Genomic DNA, 19742 nt, shown 5'->3' with positions numbered 1-19742 from the left:
AAATGTTAAGTGCTAGGCATAGTTAATCATTAACTGTATTGAATATCAAAAACTTAGCGCGATTAACTATGCTCATTTACTTGAATTAGTGGGCTTTCAACGCTTCTCCCTCAAACTGAATTCCGTCCCATCCGTACTTGATAAAGTTGCGGATGTTTTGGTGGTCGGTGCTATCAGGGTTGCCGAGGACGTCTTTTTTGTAAAAATCACCAAAGCAGTGGAGGGTATCTTGTTGGCTTAAACCTGATAATTTGGCAAAAGAAAAAACTTTGCACGAACCTGAGTTTTGCCCTGCTGCATTGTAGGTGTCTCCGTTCTTGAATGCCGTAGGGGTAAAGTCAAAATTTGCCTCAATGTGGGCAATCACTTCTTGGAAACTTACTTCGTTGGCTTTAATTTGATCTAAAATCATGGGTCTTTTTTTGCCACAAAGGTAGGAATTATACGGTCAGCAATTCCATCAAATCACGTTTTTGACCCGATTCTAAGTTGATTAACTCAAATCGTTTGGCGGAGGTATAAGACCCCATGTCGGTATCACTATTAATGAGAACTGCCCCCATTAAAATCACGTATTTGCAATTGTAGGAAGTTTTTGAAACCAGTTCGCAAATACGAGCGTCGATGGCTTCGTAAATTACTTCGGTAGCCTCAAACAGCGGAGTTGGGGCGGAGAGAATACGTTCTTTTTGTTTGAGCAATATCTGTTCAAGGGTATTCATTTGGTAATCCAAATCAGTGACATTCCCTTCCACAATTTGGTCGTTCATTAATTTGGCCAAGGCCCCTTTAGCAGCCCCGCAGCAGCCGCTATTTTTGTGCTGACCAAATCGGTGAATTTCTCCAATGGTTCCCGTTTTGGTAATCCCGATGTGCGGGCCGTAGTAGATAAAGACGGCGCCGTTGTCGGGGACGTGGCTGGCAAAAGCGCCCATGCCCGTCAGTCCCGTAAAAGGAAATCCGTCTAGGCCACCCATTTTGAAGGGGCCGAGCAGTTCTTTGGTACGCGCGGGATACTGAATACTGTTGACGTCGTCGCTGCAAACGCTGTCGGCAAGCATTACTTGCTCGGGTTCGAGGTCAAGGTGTTCTTCAATAAAATCAATAAAACGGTTGACACTGTCGATGGTCGTAATGGCGTTGGGGTACCACTGACGAATGATTTTTAATTTCTCTTTCTTAAGCATGATTTTTGCGAATTTGGGTTATAAAACAATATTATTTTGGGGTTGAATGGCGGGTGGAAGGTCGGTTTCGCCGAGCATTTCACGCATGTCAATTTCAATCGTGCGGCTCATTTGCGAAATAGGAACATCGTTGGGGCTACCTTCAAACGGGTTTTCGGTACTTTCGCCTACTTGGTCGAGGGTGGTGTACATCCAGCAAATCAGGATACTAAAAGGAACGACAAACCAAATCATGTGCCCTTGTAACACTCCTGAAATACTCTCGTTGAGTTTGTCAAAATCTTTGAGCATTCCGTAGGGGAGCAAAATGCAGAAAATGCGAATAAAAACGGTGTTGATGGTCGCAAACTGACGTGGGTAAGGGAAGTTCTTGATGCGCTCGCTTCGGCCTTGCTGGTCGTATAAATCCTTGATGGCGCGTTGCATTTCGACAAATTGAATGCTGTCAATTTGGTTGCTTTTGTAAAGCTCCTTGATGGTTTTGCTTTGTAAACTTAGTACTTGAGCCGCCTTGTTTTTGGTACCCATAATATACGAAAGCTCCTCCTTCGAAAGGTATTTTTCCAGCTCGCTGTCCAACGAACTCTGTTTTTCTGGAATAGTGTAATGGCTGTTTTGGTAGTCTTGGTTGTGCTGGAGGGCTTGGGCTTCCCACGAGCGACTATCGCGCATGGCATAACGCAGGGCGGTTAGCCACGCAAAATGCCGATAGACGAGCTGCTGGGTTTGGGCGGGGTTGTCCAAAAAATCGCGCGCCATGACGCCCCAAGCGCGGCTACTGTTCAAAATGCTACCCCATATTTGGCGAGCTTCCCAGGTTCGGTTGTAGGTTTGGGTATTTTTAAACCCGACAATAAACGCAGTGGCTGTACCTAACAACGCCACTACAGTCCATGGCAGCGCCAGCCAGTCTAAACCTAAGTATTCGTATAAAATGACGGGAATTGCGCCCAAAAAGAAAAATTTGATGATGTTGGAACGAGTCCAGACGAGAAGTTCTGCGGTTGTGTATCTTTTTCCTGCGTGCATGAGTGTATGTTGGGTTTTGGAATGAATGTACAAATTATTTTATCCTTTCAATAAAATTCAGTTTGAACGCATTAAAATATAGAGTGGCTGTTCATTGCTCCAGAGGAGCTAAATCTTCGTAGAAAAATGAATCAAATCCACCACACAGCCCCCATTGAGTTAGACGACGTTCGGTGAAAAATGTTACCTGGTGCGTGCCTGATTTATAGAAATTATCAGATAGATGTCTAATACAAGTTGCCTTTCTTTAATTTTACAGCCAATATCAAACCTAGTTCTGTTTTGCTGTTTAGAGATATTATCGGTCACGACGAAACCAAGCGCGCACTGCTTCGTTCGGTACAAACCAACCACGTAGCCCATGCGCAGCTTTTTGATGGGCCTGTGGGAGGCGCAGGAGTGGCGTTGGCGTGGGCTTTTGCCACTTACGTCAACTGCGAAGACCGACAGCCCGAGGATTCTTGTGGACGCTGTCCGTCGTGCGTCAAAATGCGTAAACTCGTCCACCCTGACGTGTATCATATTTTTCCGCTGCCCCGTACACCCAAAGACGGTGAAGATTTATTGGCCGAGCTTACTCCCAAATGGCGATCTTTTTTGGAAGCGCAACCCTACCGCACACTGTCGGAATGGTTGGCGTACATCAATGCCACTGGCAACCAACAGGGAATTATTCCCATTCGAGAATCTCGCGGAATTATCAATAAGCTTTCGCTCAAAGCGTTTGAGGGAGAGTACAAAATCATGTTGTTTTGGCAACCTGAATTGCTCAATATCGCCGCCGCCAATGCACTTTTGAAAATCTTAGAAGAACCTCCCGAAAAAACGCTGTTTTTGCTGGTGTCGAGCCAATCGGATAAATTGTTGACGACCATCATTTCGCGGACACAACGGGTAGCTGTTCGGGCCTTTGACGACGACGAAGTGACGCAGTTTTTGACTCAAAAGGGTGTGGATGAGCGCCGTGCGCGGCAAATTGCGTACTTGTGCGAAGGCAACTTGTCGGAAGCGGTGCGCTTGACCCACGAAACCGAAGACGACCGCCACGCGTGGTTTGCCAACTGGATGCGGAAGTGCTACTCGCGTGATTTTGCCGCTTTGGTTAAGTTGGCGGATGAGTTTGATGGTTTGGGCAAAGAAAAACAAAAAGGTATTTTTGACTATACCCTCAATTTATTTCGCGATTTGTTTTTGTGGCAAAACGGCGTGGAGGATTTATTGAGACTACAAGATGAAGAACTGAGTTTTGTGCAGAAATTTGGGAAAGCCGTGGCACCTTCCGCCATCGAATTGCTCATTCAAGAAATTACCGACGGGTATTACCACCTTGAGCGAAATGCCCGCGCTAAAGTGCTTTTTTTGGATATTTCATTGACGGCGGCGCGGAGTATGAGAGGGTAGGGATTCTTCTTTTTTAGTAGTCGGAAATGGCCTCCTTGCCATGCGCTTGTTTGAAGAGGAGAGTAAGAAAAATGCTGAATAATCAGTATAATCAATGCTCATAACTTTACATTGAAACGCCCTTTACGAAAATGAAGTTGGTCGCCTTTTTTATTGACCAGATGTAGCTCAAACTTACCTTTAACCTGACCGTTGGTGGTGTCATACTTTGTGATATGTAACCAGCTGTCACCTACCGTTTCAAAGTCATTAATAACGCTCACACTCTCTCCTTTAATGATATGAGCACCGTCGGGGTTACTTTTAAAATGGATAAGCCTTGCTTTTGAAGCGAGGGTCGGTAAACAAGCGTCATTTATCATTAAATCATACTTGCCTTCTTTCAGCGGAATTGCATAAAAATCAATGTGTTGTTTGGGATGGCAGTTGGTGGAGCAGCCCGTTATTTTTGAAGTCTTAGTCCCGTCAAAAGGAATATCGGTAGTAGCTCCGAAACCAAATCGTTGAACGTCGCAATTGGGTAATCTTTCGGGAGGAATAATATTTCCTTGCCCTGCCCCGTACCAGCGATGGGCATTCACTTTCCCCGAAATTGTAAAAGAACGGGTACAACAACTACACACAAAGAGCAGGAATAAATAGTAAAAGAGAGAAACAGTAGGCGTTTTCATGCGTTTTTTAGGAATAAATGGTTGGATAAAATGGATACGTTTAAAACAACTCAACGCTCCAATTTTACCCAAATCAATTTATCCTACTCCCGCTAGCGCGAGTCTCAACCTCGTGATTATTATCGAAAGGCTTCCAGCCATTTTGCTGTCCTAGCTAGGCTGGAAGCCTCTGAATTCTTAGCACGAACGGGACGTTTGTGCTACTGGGTGTGAATGGCTAAATGAAAAGAAATTATTGAATGTGTTGAAAAAGCATTTTGGTAAAATCATATATAAATGCTGTTTAACTAATATTGATTTGACAGTCTTCGAGAAAAATTTCATAGCCTGTTATTTTATTTTCCTCCATTTTTTGAAGCAGACGATTACTTACGAGCAGGCAAAGGCTTTTAATGTTTGGTAAGTAGAGTATATCGTATTGAGTAGCTTCCTTTGTAAGACTAAGGGTGGTTGGCCGTTTTCCTGATACTTTATTAGCATCATCTCTAAAAAACTCTACAAAACCTTCGTAAGAATTAAATGATAAACCATTAATCACTTCATGTTTATTGTCTTTTCTTACACGACAAATGAAAATTGAATTTTTAATATCCACTAATTGGCTTTGATTCTCAAAAATATACCAGTAATACTGCCCCAACTCTTTATCTTTCTTTGCCAATTTTACGTCTATATACTCATTGGGAGCTATTAGGTACTGTCTGATTAAATCATTGAGTTTTTGACTAAAATAAAAACCAGGGCTTCTATAAAATTCCATAAAATCGTTGGCTCTTGCTCGGTAGCCAAGTTCGATATACTCAAAATTCTTATCAGCAATAGAATAATATTGCTTGAACTCAGCTTCTTGACCCAATGCCTTCAAAAAGGCCTTGCCACCTACATCAGCACCGCTAATAGTCGAATCAGGATTCCACCGAATAAATTTATACATAATAGATTTGTATTAGAGGTCCTTAAAAAATACCCCGCTAGCGCGAGTCTCAACCTCGTGTTCATTATTGAAAGGCTTCCAGCCATTTTGCTGTCCTAGCTAGGCTGGAAGCCTCTGAGTCTGTAGTACGAACGGGACGTTCGCGCCATCTAAGCACGCCCCGAACTACGACTCGGGGCGCACATGGATTCACGTCTCTGACGTGACTTAATTGCTTTTATATGAAACAACGCCCTGCTGATTAATACCAAAAAAGAGGTAATTGTTGACAGAAATGGCACTTCGTACTTCGCCTTGTAACATAAAGCCCGAACGAGCTTGCGGTACATAATTGAATTTGCCTTGGCCATCGTTGTGTAACAACACCCCAAAATTGGCATCGTAGTGGCCAAAGCGCAGACGGGTATGAAGCTGATTTCCGCAGAACAATAAGTCTTTTTTACCGTCTTTGTCGTAATCCAAAGCTACCAACGCATGAACGGGCGACGCTTGGACTTCGAGCGGAAGGGCTTGTACGGCAAATTTTCCGTCGGTACCACGGATAAACAAAGTAGTAGCAAGATGATTGGCTTCCAAATGCCCTGCACCACTTAATTCCGACGAATCAAAAACATCTTGCAGCGTCGCATCGGCGTACGTTTTGTAGTCCGTGTAGCGTTTTCCCATAATTGGCAATTGGCCAATCAACTCATCACGCGTGATGTACGGGTAGCTTTTTCCTTGAATGTATGTACACAAAATAGGATCAATTCGGCCGTTTTGGTCAAAGTCTTTGAAATACAATTCGGCAGGTTGTTCTTTCGAGGCTTTCACTTGCGAGTTTAAGCCCAAATTCCCTACAACCAAGTCCATTTTGCCATCGCCGTTGAAATCGTCCACTAGTAGTTTGTTCCACCAACCGCTATATTTTTGGGCAAAATAGCTATCCGTTTTATCTTCCAATTTACCATTTACGTTTTCAAACACCGTCACTGGCATCCATTCGCCAACGACGATTAACTCAGGCTTTTTATCGCCGTTGAGGTCAAGCCAAGCAGCATCCGTGACCATGCCAAGTCCAGTTCCCCAGCCCGCAACGGGGGAATATTTTACTCCCCCTGAGGGGCTATTAAGTAAGAGATAACTTTGCGGAGTCTCGGGATAACTTCCTGGCACTACTCGCCCACCCACAAACAAATCAGGTTTGCCGTCACCGTTCACGTCAGCTACCCGAACGCAGCTGCTACTAACGGGCATAGAAGGAAGTGCGGCGACATTTTTGGTGAAGTTTCCTTGGCCATCGTTCAGATAAAGCGCATCTTGCAGAAGCGGGTCATTGGCTTGAAAATTGGCGTAGCCACCGTGACATACGTACAAATCAAGGTCTTTATCGCCATCGGCATCAAAAAACACTGCATCGGAAGCGTCGCTCTTGGCATCGGCCTCAAACGCAGGTTGGGCTTTTTTGACAAATTGAGGGGCTGAACCGCTTCCGCCTTTTTGCTGGATAAACAAAGCCCCCGCTTGGCCATTGCCCCCGCCTACAAAAACATCTTCCAACCCATCAGCGTTAACGTCGCCTTTGGTGAGGCAAGGGCCTATGTACGACTGTGGATTGACCATCAAAATCTGACGTTTGAAGTCATTGTAAGCCGTCGAAGGTTGTTGGTACGCGATGGGCGAGGAGGTAGGTTGAAAAAGCGGCGCGGGAGAGGTAGCCTTGAAAGGATTCGACGCCGCGTCTTTCTCATTGAGCGTCAGCCATTGGTCACCTTTAAGATTGGCAAGGCGTTGCTGTTTGCCGTTGGGCCAAGTGACATGTAGCGAATCGACGGTCGTAGCCGCCCCCAACCCAAAATGAAGAATACCCGATACGCTCGACTGGTAGCCACGCATGGGCATTTGTTCGAGGTATTGAGTTTGGCCTTTTTGGAAAATAGTCACTTTTGTTCCAATCCCAAATCGGTTGTTATCGGAGCCAACCAAACTGATTTTGAGGTAATGGTTTTGGAGTTTTTTGTTGGCATCGTTTTGGTAAATAAAGGCAGGGGCATTGATGTTGTTGACCACCAAATCCAAATCTCCGTCGTTGTCCAAGTCGGCATAAACGGCTCCGTTGCTATTGGAGTTTTGCGCTAGTCCCCAAGCACTGCCTACGTTTTTGAACGTCAGGTCTTTGTTGTTTTTATAGGCGTAATTGACCACGTTCGAGGCAGGCATTTGTTGCACGAGCTTCATGACGTCGTCGCGGGTTACGTTGGTCGCATTTTGCTGAAACTCGTTCATGTATTTCAGAAAATCGAGGTTGGTATAGTCGCGGAGGTAGCCATTCGTAATGTAAAGGTCCTTCCAACCGTCGTTGTCATAATCAGCAAATAAGGCCGCCCAGCTCCAATCGGTGTTGGAAATCCCCGCCATTTGGCCGATTTCGGAAAACCTCACCCTGCCCTCTCCTTTCAGGCGAGGGTTCAATACCCCTTCTCCTGCAAGGAGAGGGGGACAGGGGGTGAGGTTAAGTTGCAGCATATTCCGCATAAACTGCTTATAGAAACCCGACCGCACGGTCATGTCAAACTTCTCGTAGTTGTCGGGAGCCATGAGCAATTTTTGACGGCGGTTCTCCTCGGGGAGCATATCGAGGGTGAAAATATCAGGTAAGGCGTCGTTGTTGATGTCGGCTACGTCATTTCCCATCGAAAACTGTGAAATATGCCCAATTGATTGCCCAAGTTGGTCAGTAAATCCTCCCTTTTGATTGTTGATGTACAAACGGTCGGGAATGGTATAGTCATTACTCACGTAAATATCTGGCCAGCCGTCTTGGTTAAAGTCGGCGATACCCGCTCCCAAACCGTACGAAAGGGGCGAACTATTGATACCCGATTGAGTGGTGATGTCTGTAAATTTTTTAGTATCATTTCTAAAAAGCCGCGAGCCGCTTACGTCATCGTTTAATTTTATCCATTCCGCACTGTTCGACTCGTTCAGAACGGGCAAAGATTTGATGTTGTGGTTGAGCAAAAACAAATCCAAATCGCCATCGCGGTCGTAGTCAAAAAAGTAGGCGTTGGTACTTGAAGCGAGGCTATTGAGGCCGTATTCAGCGGCTTGCTCTACGAAAGTTGGAATACCTTGGGCATTGTTTCCTTGGTTGATAAACAGCTCGTTGGCCTTCTTTTCGGGCATTAAGTTTCCCGAGTGGCACACGTAAATATCCAAGCGACCATCGCCGTTGACGTCGGCCATGGTTACGCCTGTTTTCCAAGGCCCTGGCCGACCTCCCGCTCCCGACGGAAGCGTAATGTCCTCAAATTTCATATTGCCACGGTTGAGGTACAGTTTATTATCGCTCATGTTGGCCGTAAAATACAGGTCTTCTAGTTTATCGCCGTTGAGGTCACCCACGGCCACGCCACCGCCGTTGTAGAAATACTCGTACATCAACACGTTGGTATTGAGGCCTTCGTTGATGACGTTTTGAAAATCAACGCCTGTTTGTTCGGCGGTTAGCTGCGTAAAAAGTGTGGGTTCGCTGGATGCTTGTTCGCCTTGTTCGTTGGACGTGTTGGTACAGCTGGCAAGAAAAAAGGTGAAACAAGCAATATAAAGAGTAGATGTTAGCTTCATAAAAAAGTAGGAATCGAAGGTAAATTAGGGAAACTGACGACAAAATTGAATAATATCTTTTAGGTCTTTTTCATTTCTAAAGTCGGGTCTGTTTTCTTGTAAGTAATTCGTAATCTGTTTTTTATACTTAGGGAGTATTTTGAAAAGCGATGATTTTGCCGCTTTATAGCAACTGTTGTTCTTGTCAACAAAGTAATAAGTAGTGTTTTTACTGAAGACAACATCGCCTTTGGGGTCAAGCTTTTGGACAGAGCCATTGCCGTTGGAAAAAACAGTAAATGTTCGTATAGAAGAGACTCCTGTTGATTGTTGATATGCCCCAATTTTTTCCAGATTAGCTAACCTAAATTGCTGTTTTCGGCCAAGCCGAACGGACGAAGAATCGTTGGCTTCGATAAGCAAGTAACCATATTTGGGGGCAAAAACAAAAGGTTGTTTCCCTACAACAATCATTTTAATCAGTTGCTCATTGGCAAGTGACAGCGTGTCTTTTTGTGCCCCTACGAAATGAATTTCTCCCAAAAGCAAGTTATAGTTAAGCTGGGCGTTTGTGGTATGCCCATTATAAAAAATAACCTTTCCTGGTTGAAATTGGGGGTAAAAGTATTGCACAGCGGTGGGAATGGCTTTTTTGGGGTCTTCCCCTGCCTTTACCTTAAAAAACTCTTGTGCCTTCATTGGATGAATGAAGAACAGCATTACTAAGAATAAACTAACTGCCTTCATGGTCATAGTTATTTTATTTTTCGTAAAATACTTCTTAGCACAATCAAAACGTGATTCCAGAGGGTCGGAAGAAAACCAAAGTGTTTGGCTAGTACTTTAAACCTATCTTGGAGTGATTGACGATGTTTCTGCACTGATACTCCTCCCGTGAGGTAATTGCACAATAAAAAATCTAGGTAATAATTTCGAGTTGATTTTTTTAAAATTTCAATTTCCCAGCCAATATCGGCGCTGAGATTTTGTACATCGTACAGTGGTGTCAAGGCTTTTTTGGCAATAAATGCTTGGTGACAAACTTTCATTCCAAGCGCCATGTCTTGCCAAGTGAGTTGCTGTGGAAGCCGATGCGGAGTAACTTGCGAGCGTAGTCCTACCTCAGTGCCATCGTCATTGACAAACATGGCATCGCTGTAATACACATCTGCTTTTTTTGCCAACAAGGGTAATAATTTTGAAAGCACCTTACTGTCTCGAATTTCATCCCCTGCGTTCATGAACCAAACATACTCGCCCGTTGCGTGCTGTAAACCTTTATTCATGGCATCGTATAAGCCTTTGTCGGGTTCGGAAACAAGTGTATTAATCATCGCATGATACGGTTGCGCGATGGCCAATGTATTGTCTTTGGAAGCACCGTCGATGATGATGTATTCGACAAGGGAGCGTTGCTCATCAACAATGGAAGCCAAGTTAGCGGAGATACTCTTGAGGGTTCGTTCTAAGAAAGCTTCCGCATTATAAGTAATGGTAATGATAGACAATTGCCGCACCATGAAACGTACATTTTCTCAAAAATAAAAGAAAAAATCTACCTCTAAAGCAGAGGTAGATTTTTTCAAATAGATAACTGCTATGAAATGGCCTAGTAACCAGGGTTTTGAACCAACTTGCTGTTACGGTTCATTTCATCGCGGTGAATTGGCAAATAATACATCTTATCCAACCAAGCACGGTTTTCCTTACCAGGGTCGATTTCAAATACTTTGTAAGTGTAATCGTAGCTAGTTGGGTCGTACTTATAAAGCGTAACAGTTTTACCTGCTTTGAGCGTACCCGTTACGTTGATACCGTTGGCTTTACGTCCGAGGGTTGTTGGAGCAATCATCCAACGACGAGTATCGTGGTAGCGTTGCTCTTCCAAGTACATTTCAACGCGTTTTTCGTTGCGTAAACGCTGACGAAGCGCATCTCCAGACTCAGTGAGTGCTGGCATACCCGAACGGAAACGGATTTTGTTGAGCCATGTACGAGCTTCGGCATCTTGGCCAAGTTCAATACACGCTTCGGCATAGTTGAATACCGCTTCGGTGTAGCGCAATACTGGCCAAGGAATTTGCTGCCACGTATTTTGGTCAACAATCGCTGGGTTAGGATCCACAAACTTACGAACGTAATAACCTGTGTAGCTACCGTTCCAGTCTTCTACCGACGATTTACGAGTGTCGAGCCCGAAAACAGGTACTTTAGAGCTACCACTTGTGATTTCGTACGTTCCTGTTTGGATTTGGTTAACGGGATCTTTCGCGGCTACGTCGGCCGTACGTGGTTTCCAGTTAGAGCCATCGTAAAGAATAGAAGCGTAGAAACGTGGGTCGCGGTTGTCGTAAGGTTTAGCAGCGTGTTCTGCTTTGCTCCAGTCAAACTTGCTACCGTCCATCATTTCGTAGTCATCCACCATCAACTGAATAGGCGTATTTCCTGCCCAGTTGTGATAACCGTTAGGGCCGTTGAAAAGACCTTGGCGGCCACCGTCTTCTTGTTTTGCATTGATAAAATAGCGCGCCATCAAAAGCTCTTTTTCACCACCGTTTCTTGCCATTGCAATGTTATGGTAGTTGTTGAACCCGTCGTCTTTTGAAGCTGGTGCCGATAGTGTAAGTGCATAGCCATAGCCAGACAAATCCAATACTGCTTTGGCAGCATCTTTTGCTTTTTGCCAACGATCAGCTTGGCTACCGCTCGTATAACCGACTAATTCTGGTTTTGAGAAGCTTGCCAATACTGTTGACTTTGCTTTTGCTTTTGTCATATCGTGCAAATCACTGGCCGCATACGTAAGGATACGTGCTTTAAGGGCCAAAGCCGCCGCACGGTTGGCACGGCCAGCCGCAAGTGATTTTCCATTCAATAACGTAGCAGCTTCGTCACAATCTTTGACAATCGCGTTTACACATTGTTCAAATGTGCTACGCTCTGCTAGGTAATCTGCCTCGCCCAATTCGTATGGACGCTCTACTACTGGAAAACCTCCGTAGTAGCGCACCAATTGGTGGTTGTAGTAAGCGCGTAAAAACTTGGCTTCTCCTTTGGACGCTCTACTACTGGAAAACCTCCGTAGTAGCGCACCAATTGGTGGTTGTAGTAAGCGCGTAAAAACTTGGCTTCTCCTTTCAAGCGCTCGACTAGCGTTGCGTCAGTAAATAGAGGCTTTTCAAGTTTGCTAAGTGCTAAGTTACAAGCACGAATACGAATGAACATTTGCTGCCAGCTAAGGGTACCGTTGATCCATCCTGGATCGGCAGGGTTAGAACGAGATTCCGTGATGGTCGTAATGCTACGACCAGGGTGAGTAAAGATGGTTTCATCGGTTAGAGAGGCGAGCATTTGCTCATTAAAACCACCCTGTCCTAGTCCTGCGTAAATTTCGGTTACAAAGGCTTCACTTAAAGCCGCGTCAGTCCATACCGTCGATTCAGAAAGCTGATCTAAAGGTTTGGTATTGACAAAATCGCCATTGCAGCTAGAAAGAAATAAAGCGGCTGAAACGGCAGTGATAGATAAATAGTTGAATCCTTTCATGTTGTTTCTGTCAAAGAAATTAGAATGTAACTGATAAACCAGCGTTGATAATCCGTTGTTGTGGATAGTATTGACCTGTTGTAGAATCTGATTCTGGGTCAAAATCCTTAAATTTGCTGATTGTGAACAAGTTAAGACCATTGACATACAAGCGGAAATTATTCATTCCTACCTTGTTTGTTAGAGAAAACGGAAGCGTATAACCTACTTCAAAGTTTTTCAAACGAATATAGTCACGGTTCTTAAACCAGTAGGTGTTACCTCCTGAGAAGTACTGGTCGCTACGGTTAGCGATACGAGGGTGAACGCTGCTTGGGTTTTCTACTGTCCAACGGTCAGTGTACATATTTAACAAGTAGTTACCGATGTTACCCATTTCTCCTGGACTAACGTATTGTTTTGCCCCTGTAGAACCTTGGAACAAGATGTTTACGTCAAAGCCTTTGTAGCTACCCATCAAGCTGATACCTCCTTGGAATTTAGGAATGTTGTTGAACGTAGTACGTACTTGGTCGTCTGGAGTGATTTTACCGTCACCGTTGTAGTCAAGGTATTTCATATCACCAGGGCGGAGTGTATTTACGATAGCCTTGTAATCAATTTTGTTTTCATTGATTTCTTGCTGATCTTTAAATACGCCGTCATAAACATAAGCTTGTACGGCATTGATAGGTTTGCCAGTAGTACGTTGCCAGTCAGGAGCTCCTGGAGCTTCGTCCCAGAACAAGATTTTGTTTTGAGCATAACCACCATTTACGTTTGCACTGTACTTGAACGGCCCAGATTGGCTACGGTAGCCAATGCTGAATTCCCATCCTTTGTTTGATACTTCACCGATGTTTTGAGCTGGCAATGTCAAACCAGTTGATTGAGGAACCGATGCGTTTTTAAACCATAAGATATTGGTACGCTTGTTAGAAAATACGTCAAATTCAAAACTGATTTTGCCGCCCAACAACTGACCTTCCAAACCAATGTCAGCATTGTTTGCCACTTCCCAAGTGATGGTATTGTTAGGTACACGTGTTTCGAACAACGTTTTTGTTTCCGTGTTGTTGATAATATAGCTGCGGAAACCGTAGGTTGACAAGTACTGGTAAGTTGCAAGAGTTTCAGTATTTGGCAAATACACTTGGTCGTTACCCATTTGTCCGTATGACGCACGAAGTTTCAAATAGTTGAAAATTGGAAGTGATTTTTTGATGAACTCCTCTTCAGAAAGCACCCAGCCCACCATGGCTCCAGGGAAGAAACCATAACGTGTTGCAGAAGGGAACATGTCTGAACCGTCGTAACGCCACAAGAACTCAGCCAAATATTTCTCTTTATAGTTGTAAGCAACCCGACCGAAGTAGTTCAAACGAGCGCGCTCGAAAGCGCCACCACCGTTGTTTTTCTCCAAGTCACCACCCGCAAAGATTTGGTCAAGGGCAGTAGAAAGGAAATAACGACGGTACGCATTGAAGTTATCACCTTGGATAGTTTCTTTGTTGGTACCCGCCAAAACAGTAACACCATGACCTCCAAAATTACGCTCGTAAGAGAGAACTCCTCCCAACAAGACGTTGAGCTGGTTGGTATTGGTCAATGTCAAACGTGGTTCAGCTGGTCCACGCTTACTTGCGATGAGTTTTGGCGTTACGCCGTCTGCTTCAAAGCCAGTTCCGCGTTCGTAGAGTGTCCAAGGTGTTTCCCAACGACGTTGGTTTCTTGACAAAACGTCGATTGAAGCTGTTCCTGTAAATTTCAACCCTTCAACACCAGGGATTTTGATGTCCAACTGACCATTGGTTTGCAAGTAGTTACGTTTATCTTGGTCGTAACCAGTGGCGTTGGTCGTGATTGTTACTGGGTTTTCACCGTTTTCGATGTCAGGACCTGGAAGACCGTTTGGCCAGTAAGCAGGTTGGTTTGGCTTACCACGCATCAACATACGGAAAATGGCGCCAGCACCTTTCGTTGGGAAGAAACGGTATTCTTGGCGGCCCGTTACCCCTAAGTTTACGTTGATAAACTTGTTAACTTTTGCATCAAGGTTGATACGGAAATCGTACTGCTTATAACCCGTTGCAGAGTTGATGTAGTTACCAGTTTGGTTTTGATAACCCAATGATGCTAAGTATTTTACGTTTTCGCTGCCACCATTCAATTGTACGTTGTGGCGTATCTGTGGCGACCAGTTTTTGAGCGTAGCGCTATACCAATCAGTATCTGGGTGTCCCCATGGATCAGAGCCGTCATTGTATTTTTTGAAATCGTCAGGCTGATAAGGTGCCTTACGTTGTGCACCAGCAGCGGTTGTATAAACCCCCGCCGATTTGTAAGCAGCCGTAGCAGCAGCCCATTCTGATGATGGTAAGCCATAAATGTCTAAGTCGTTCAACATTTCAGCATACTGAGACGCATTGGCCAACGATGGAAGTTTCGTAGGCTGAGACCAACCTTGGTTCAACGAATACGAAAGCTCTGGTTTACCTGACTTACCACGCTTAGTGGTGATCAAAATAACCCCGTTCGCCGCACGCGCTCCGTAAATCGCTGCCGAAGCATCTTTCAAAACGGAGATACTTTCGATGTCATTCGGGTTGATACGGTCTAAGCCCCCCTCACGACCAGGAATACCATCGATTACGACCAAAGCAGAGTTGTTTCCTAAGGTGTTTGAACCACGGATACGAATACCTGCCCCGTCGTACCCTGGCTCACCGCTACGGTTGGTAGCAACAACCCCTGGCAAACGTCCTGCGAGTGATTGTGAAAGGTTAACGGCTGGCGATTTTACCAAGTCACCCCCTTTTACGCTCACAACTGACCCTGTTACAGTTTCTTTCTTTTGAACACCGTAACCTACAACTACAACTTCATTGAGGGATTTTACGTCAACTGCCAAAGTGACATTGACGCTTGAACGGTTGCTTACTGGGATTTCTTGAGAAAGATAACCAATAAAGGAGAATACCAACGTGGCACTTTTTTCATCCGTGACGTTGATAGAGTAAGCGCCGTTGATGTCGCTGGATGTACCCACCGAGGTTCCTTTGACCACCACACTTACGCCAGGCAAAGGCTGCCCTTGCTCGTCTGTGATTTTACCTTTGACGGTAATCGCCAGGTTCCCTGAGTTGCGCTCAGGTTGGAGTTTAGCAAATACCACCGATTTGCTTTCTTGACGTGCTTGCCACCGAGTTGCTTCTTGGGCATAACTGCTAATCGTGTGACCCACGAGTAGCATCGCCAGAGGCATTCTTAGCAAACTGAGTTTGTAGCTCACTTTTGTCATAAGAAATTGGGATTATGAATTGATAGATAAAATAAAAAAATTCGGTATTAGAGAAAATCAATTTTTGGAGTTGGGACGAAGAGGCTGTAGCAGCCTAAAAATACTCCTCAAGAAGCTGAGTATCAGTGGGTCATAAAGCATGTTTAGGTTGATAGATAGGCGTAAGGCGACGATAAAATCTCTTACATGATATAATGTACAAATATATACTGATATAGTGCAAAAAACTTAGCTGTTTTTTGCAAATACTGACTATATTTTGACTGAAAAAGCGATTTTTTTATAATTTTTAAGCAAACTATTCTTAGTTGATAAATATGTAATTTTCTTTTATGTTGATATGGTTCAATAAAGTTTTTTGAGTTTAGCACTTGGTTGAAATTAGTTTGAGTGTGCAAATAAAAAGCGTTTTTGTCCTATTTTTGGTTAAGATACTACCAAAATTGTAAGGAATTTTACCATTAAAAACAGATAAAACGTGTTGTAACAAGTTAACTTTTTGCTGTACTTTTGTTACGATGGCAGTCAAGAAGAAAAAAAAGCCTAGCCCGACCGAAAAACGGGCCATCGGCCGTAACGACATAATAGATTTCCCTGACTTGGGGTTGACGAACGTGCGCGTTAAAATTGACACGGGCGCTTATACTTCGTCTATCCATTGTTTTAAAATAAGCGTAGAAGAAGGAGTACTTTCTTTTTTCTTGCCTGCTCATCGCAGCGAAAAACATCAACAATTTACCACCGACCAATTTGAGCTAAAAGCCATCAAAAACTCCTTTGGCCAAACTGAAATGCGGTATGTCATCAAAACCAAAGTGCTGTTGTTTGGCAAAATCATCAAAACCGAGTTTTCGCTGGCTGACCGCTCTCAGATGCGTTATCCCGTGCTTTTAGGCCGAAAATTGCTGCGTAGTCGGTTTTTGGTGGATGTCTCTCTCGAAAATTTATCCTACGATTTTATGCAACGCAAAAGTAGGACCAAAGCGTAGTTAACAAAAACGTAATATTGTCTCAACGTACTTCCTTATAATTTTGTCACGTAGGAACTTAAAATGCTAGGGTAAAAGGAAGCCTCGCTGCAAGTTCAATTGTTTGCCTTTCCAATTATGAAAATTGCGGTTTTATCAACCAATGCTAAGTTATATTCTACTCGAATGCTAGTCGAGGCCATCGAGAAACGCGGCCACGAGGCTGTGGTGATTAATCACGCGTTGTGCCATGTACTCATCGAAGAAGAAAAGCCTGTTATTTTGTATAAAAACAAAGAGATTGAGGGAATCGACGCCGTCATCCCCCGAATCGGCGCATCCGTGACCGACTATGGAAGTGCCATAGTGCGACAGTTTGAGATGATGAAAGTCTTTACGACGGTGAAGTCGCAGGCCATCATGCGGTCGCGAAATAAATTGCGAAGCCTTCAAATTCTTTCTAAAGCTGGGGTTCAAATTCCCAAAACAGTTTTTGCCAATCAAGCAAAAGATATTGATAGCCTGATTAAATTGGTGGATGGTCCGCCTGTTATTATTAAGTTATTGGAAGGTACCCAAGGCGTAGGGGTTGTGCTGGCGGAATCTAATAAAGCAGCCAAATCGACGATTGAAGCTTTTTATGGGCTAAAAACCAACGTTTTGATTCAAGAATACATTGCGGAAGCAAACGGAGCCGATATTCGGGCGTTTGTGGTGGGTAACAAGGTGGTAGCTGCCATGAAACGTCAAGGAACGACGGGGGAGTTTCGTTCAAACCTTCACCGTGGGGGAAAAGCAGAAGCCATTTTGCTGCCACCAGAAGAAGAAAAAGCGGCTTTGCAAGCAGCCAAAGCACTTGGGGTGCGGGTGGCAGGAGTTGATATGATTCGGTCGAATCGGGGGCCGATGATTATGGAAGTAAACTCTTCGCCAGGATTAGAGGGTATCGAAAAGGTAACAGGTATTAATGTCGCAGACTTGATAATTGGGTATATTGAAGAAAAAAAACCGATGGATGAAGGGGATACGATTGGGGTATAGGTAAAATGTGCTATTTTTCGACTTTGAACCTATGATGAAAAAAGTACTCTATGCTCGATATAGCATCCTACAGTAAACAAACTAAATACCTTGTTGCGCTTGACTCCATTATTTTTGGGTTTGATGGCAACCAGCTGAATATCCTTCTGGTAAAACGTGGGCCTGATTCTACCATCGACACTTGGTCGCTGATGGGAGGGTGGCTGGCCGAAAATGAAAATCTCGAACTGTCGGCCGAGCGGATTTTGTACGAACTTACGGGACTGAAGGAGGTCTATCTCGAACAATTATACACTTTTGGGGACATTCACCGTGATCCCATCGCACGGACGGTTTCGGTGGCGTATTTTGCCCTGATTAATGTCGAACATTATGATTCGAGCGTTTCCGAAGTGCATCATGCGCAGTGGTTTCCAGTGAGCCAAATGCCCGACGAGATTTTGTTTGACCACCGTCAAATGATAGACTTGGCGATTCAGAAGCTACGCTACAAAGCAGCTTTGCACCCGCTTGGCTTTGAGCTTTTACCCGAAAAATTTACAATTCCTCAGCTTCAAAAACTGTACGAAGCCATCTTTCAAACGACCTTCGATAAGCGGAATTTTAGCCGTAAAATCCTTTCAACGCATTTGTTGGTGAAGTTAAAGGAAAAGCAAAAGTCTTCTAAAAAAGGAGCGTACCTGTATCAAGTCAACGAAGAAAAGTACAAAACGTACAGTAATTCTTTCCTGAATTTTGTCTCAAATCCTGAGTTTTGAGTGGTTGAGTAAAAGTTCTAGAGTAACTCAAAGTAGCCTCGGTAGAGGCGAAACATTTGTAGTAAGAAGGATATTTTTTAATTTTTGCTTCGGACGGGGCCGCCTTTAGATTTGTATGATTGAACAAAACCAAGAAACTGGTAAGTTTACTTTCCAGTTGTTGAGCAGGATATAGGCACTTTAAGGGGCCGCATGGGTAGAACCCACCACGGGATTGAAGTGCATCGGCACTCCGACCTATATCCTGTCTTTATCCAAACATCAAATAGAAATCTGGGTAAAACCCATTAGCCAAGCGGGGCGCCCCGTGGCGTGGTGATGGCGGATAAAATCTCAACAACGGTTCGTAAAAATACTCAAACTCTTAACATCAATCATCATGGAAACGCAGTATTTTATCGGTATCGACATCTCCAAAGAAAGCTTGAACTGGGCTGTTTGCAGTGCCAATAAAATTGTGTTAGAACTGGTCTCAGGCAACGACATAAAGAGCATAACCAAAACGATACTAAGCATACAGCGAGCGTTAAAGTTCAAGATTCCAGCCGCCGTTTTCTGCATGGAACACACAGGCATTTATCATTCTCGCTTACTAAAATACTTACAAAGTCGAAAAGCATCAATTTGGCTGGAGTCGGGTTCTCAAATCAAATATTCGATGGGCGATGTTAGAGGCAAGAACGACGTTGTTGATGCTCAACGTATCGCCCGTTATGCTTACAAAAATCGCGACGAAATCAAGCTTTATGTGCCTCCAAGGGCTATCATTGACCAATTGGACAATCTACTTGACGTTCGTGACAGATTAGTAAAAGTGCGTCAAATTTGTTTAACAGCCTTGAATGAGCAGCAGTCTTGTGAGGCCAATAAAACTTTATCAAAAGACACTAAAAAGTACTCTGCTCATACACTCAAAGGAGTCGATACAGACTTGCAATCACTCGAAAAACAGATTAAAGAACTCATAGACTCAGACCCATATTTGAAGCCTCTATTTGAAAATATCACCGCACGGATTTCTATGGTTTATGCAAGCGTGCGAGTATAATTTTTGTCATATTTTTGCTGGTGATGCACCACCGAGCAGATGCGATGAATGAGTTTGTTGCGAACGGCATTCAAAACTGACATTTTGTTCTTGCCTTCGGCGACCTTTCTCAAATAATAGTCTTGAATTTCGCCTTTGACTCGAATGGCGGACATAGCTCCTAAATGAAAAAGGCTTTTTAACCGTTTTCGGGCATGATGGTTAACCTTGGTTTTTCCTCTAATGCTACTGCCAGATTGGTATTCAAAAGGAGCAACCCCTGCATGACAGGCTAATTTTTTGGGATCAGTAATG

Annotated in this window: 15 protein-coding genes and 1 pseudogene; 5 read left to right on the top strand and 11 right to left on the bottom strand. The window is 44.0% G+C overall.

Features of this window, described 5'->3' with window-relative positions; genetic code table 11:
• Nucleotides 1–85: 85 nt before the first annotated feature.
• Genes K339_RS0100085 through K339_RS0100075 form a run of 3 tightly spaced genes read right to left on the bottom strand, consistent with a single transcriptional unit; the run spans nucleotide 86 to nucleotide 2216 of the window.
• Nucleotides 86–412, bottom strand: a complete 327-nt coding sequence (locus K339_RS0100085) for a HopJ type III effector protein (RefSeq protein ID WP_028521776.1) — start codon at nucleotides 410–412, stop codon at nucleotides 86–88.
• Between the two features lie 28 nt (nucleotides 413–440).
• Nucleotides 441–1187: an LCIB family protein gene (locus K339_RS0100080; protein ID WP_028521775.1), complete on the bottom strand. Its 747-nt coding sequence runs from the start codon at nucleotides 1185–1187 to the stop codon at nucleotides 441–443.
• Between the two features lie 18 nt (nucleotides 1188–1205).
• Nucleotides 1206–2216 carry a bestrophin family protein gene (locus K339_RS0100075; RefSeq protein WP_028521774.1) on the bottom strand — a complete coding sequence of 337 codons (1011 nt, stop codon included), beginning with the start codon at nucleotides 2214–2216 and terminating at the stop codon, nucleotides 1206–1208.
• 282 nt (nucleotides 2217–2498) lie between these two features.
• Here K339_RS0100075 and K339_RS0100070 point away from each other — a divergent pair, with 282 nt between their 5' ends.
• Nucleotides 2499–3617: a DNA polymerase III subunit gene (locus tag K339_RS0100070; RefSeq protein ID WP_028521773.1), complete on the top strand. Its 1119-nt coding sequence runs from the start codon at nucleotides 2499–2501 to the stop codon at nucleotides 3615–3617.
• 98 nt (nucleotides 3618–3715) lie between these two features.
• Here K339_RS0100070 and K339_RS0100065 read toward each other — a convergent pair whose 3' ends face one another.
• From K339_RS0100065 to K339_RS0100030, 7 genes and pseudogenes are all read right to left on the bottom strand, one after another.
• Nucleotides 3716–4288 (bottom strand): hypothetical protein, encoded by a 573-nt coding sequence (locus K339_RS0100065; protein ID WP_028521772.1) that lies wholly within the window; start codon nucleotides 4286–4288, stop codon nucleotides 3716–3718.
• A 283-nt stretch (nucleotides 4289–4571) separates the two neighbouring features.
• Nucleotides 4572–5222, bottom strand: a complete 651-nt coding sequence (locus K339_RS0100055; RefSeq protein ID WP_028521771.1) for a hypothetical protein — start codon at nucleotides 5220–5222, stop codon at nucleotides 4572–4574.
• A 207-nt stretch (nucleotides 5223–5429) separates the two neighbouring features.
• Nucleotides 5430–8828, bottom strand: a complete 3399-nt coding sequence (locus K339_RS0100050) for a VCBS repeat-containing protein (RefSeq protein WP_051397703.1) — start codon at nucleotides 8826–8828, stop codon at nucleotides 5430–5432.
• 24 nt (nucleotides 8829–8852) lie between these two features.
• Nucleotides 8853–9554, bottom strand: coding sequence for a hypothetical protein (locus K339_RS0100045; RefSeq protein WP_157607423.1), 702 nt, complete (start codon nucleotides 9552–9554; stop codon nucleotides 8853–8855).
• Nucleotides 9555–9562: 8 nt separating this feature from the next.
• On the bottom strand, nucleotides 9563–10327 hold the full coding sequence (locus K339_RS0100040) for a glycosyltransferase family 2 protein (protein ID WP_028521768.1): 765 nt from the start codon (nucleotides 10325–10327) through the stop codon (nucleotides 9563–9565).
• Nucleotides 10328–10416: 89 nt separating this feature from the next.
• Nucleotides 10417–12353: pseudogene (locus K339_RS32160) on the bottom strand (RagB/SusD family nutrient uptake outer membrane protein).
• Between the two features lie 19 nt (nucleotides 12354–12372).
• Nucleotides 12373–15633 (bottom strand): SusC/RagA family TonB-linked outer membrane protein, encoded by a 3261-nt coding sequence (locus tag K339_RS0100030; RefSeq protein ID WP_229598669.1) that lies wholly within the window; start codon nucleotides 15631–15633, stop codon nucleotides 12373–12375.
• A gap of 518 nt (nucleotides 15634–16151) precedes the next feature.
• Here K339_RS0100030 and K339_RS0100025 point away from each other — a divergent pair.
• The 4 genes from K339_RS0100025 (at nucleotide 16152) to K339_RS32155 (ending at nucleotide 19448) form a co-directional block, all read left to right on the top strand.
• The gene (locus K339_RS0100025; protein ID WP_028521766.1) at nucleotides 16152–16622 is read left to right on the top strand and encodes an ATP-dependent zinc protease family protein; all 471 of its coding nucleotides are present in this window, start codon (nucleotides 16152–16154) and stop codon (nucleotides 16620–16622) included.
• A 117-nt stretch (nucleotides 16623–16739) separates the two neighbouring features.
• Nucleotides 16740–17642, top strand: a complete 903-nt coding sequence (gene rimK / locus K339_RS0100020; protein WP_028521765.1) for a 30S ribosomal protein S6--L-glutamate ligase — start codon at nucleotides 16740–16742, stop codon at nucleotides 17640–17642.
• Nucleotides 17643–17692: 50 nt separating this feature from the next.
• Nucleotides 17693–18400 carry an NUDIX hydrolase gene (locus K339_RS0100015; RefSeq protein ID WP_028521764.1) on the top strand — a complete coding sequence of 236 codons (708 nt, stop codon included), beginning with the start codon at nucleotides 17693–17695 and terminating at the stop codon, nucleotides 18398–18400.
• 379 nt (nucleotides 18401–18779) lie between these two features.
• Nucleotides 18780–19448 carry an IS110 family transposase gene (locus tag K339_RS32155; protein WP_051397702.1) on the top strand — a complete coding sequence of 223 codons (669 nt, stop codon included), beginning with the start codon at nucleotides 18780–18782 and terminating at the stop codon, nucleotides 19446–19448.
• On the opposite strand, the gene K339_RS0100005 is transcribed toward K339_RS32155, so the two are convergent.
• A partial coding sequence (locus tag K339_RS0100005) for a transposase (protein WP_028521763.1) occupies nucleotides 19427–19742 on the bottom strand: 316 nt, incomplete at its 5' end. The genes K339_RS32155 and K339_RS0100005 overlap by 22 nt on opposite strands.

Source organism: Runella limosa DSM 17973 (genome assembly GCF_000482465.1).
Classification (GTDB): Bacteria; Bacteroidota; Bacteroidia; order Cytophagales; family Spirosomataceae; genus Runella; species Runella limosa.
This window is presented reverse-complemented; position numbering and strand designations above follow the sequence as displayed.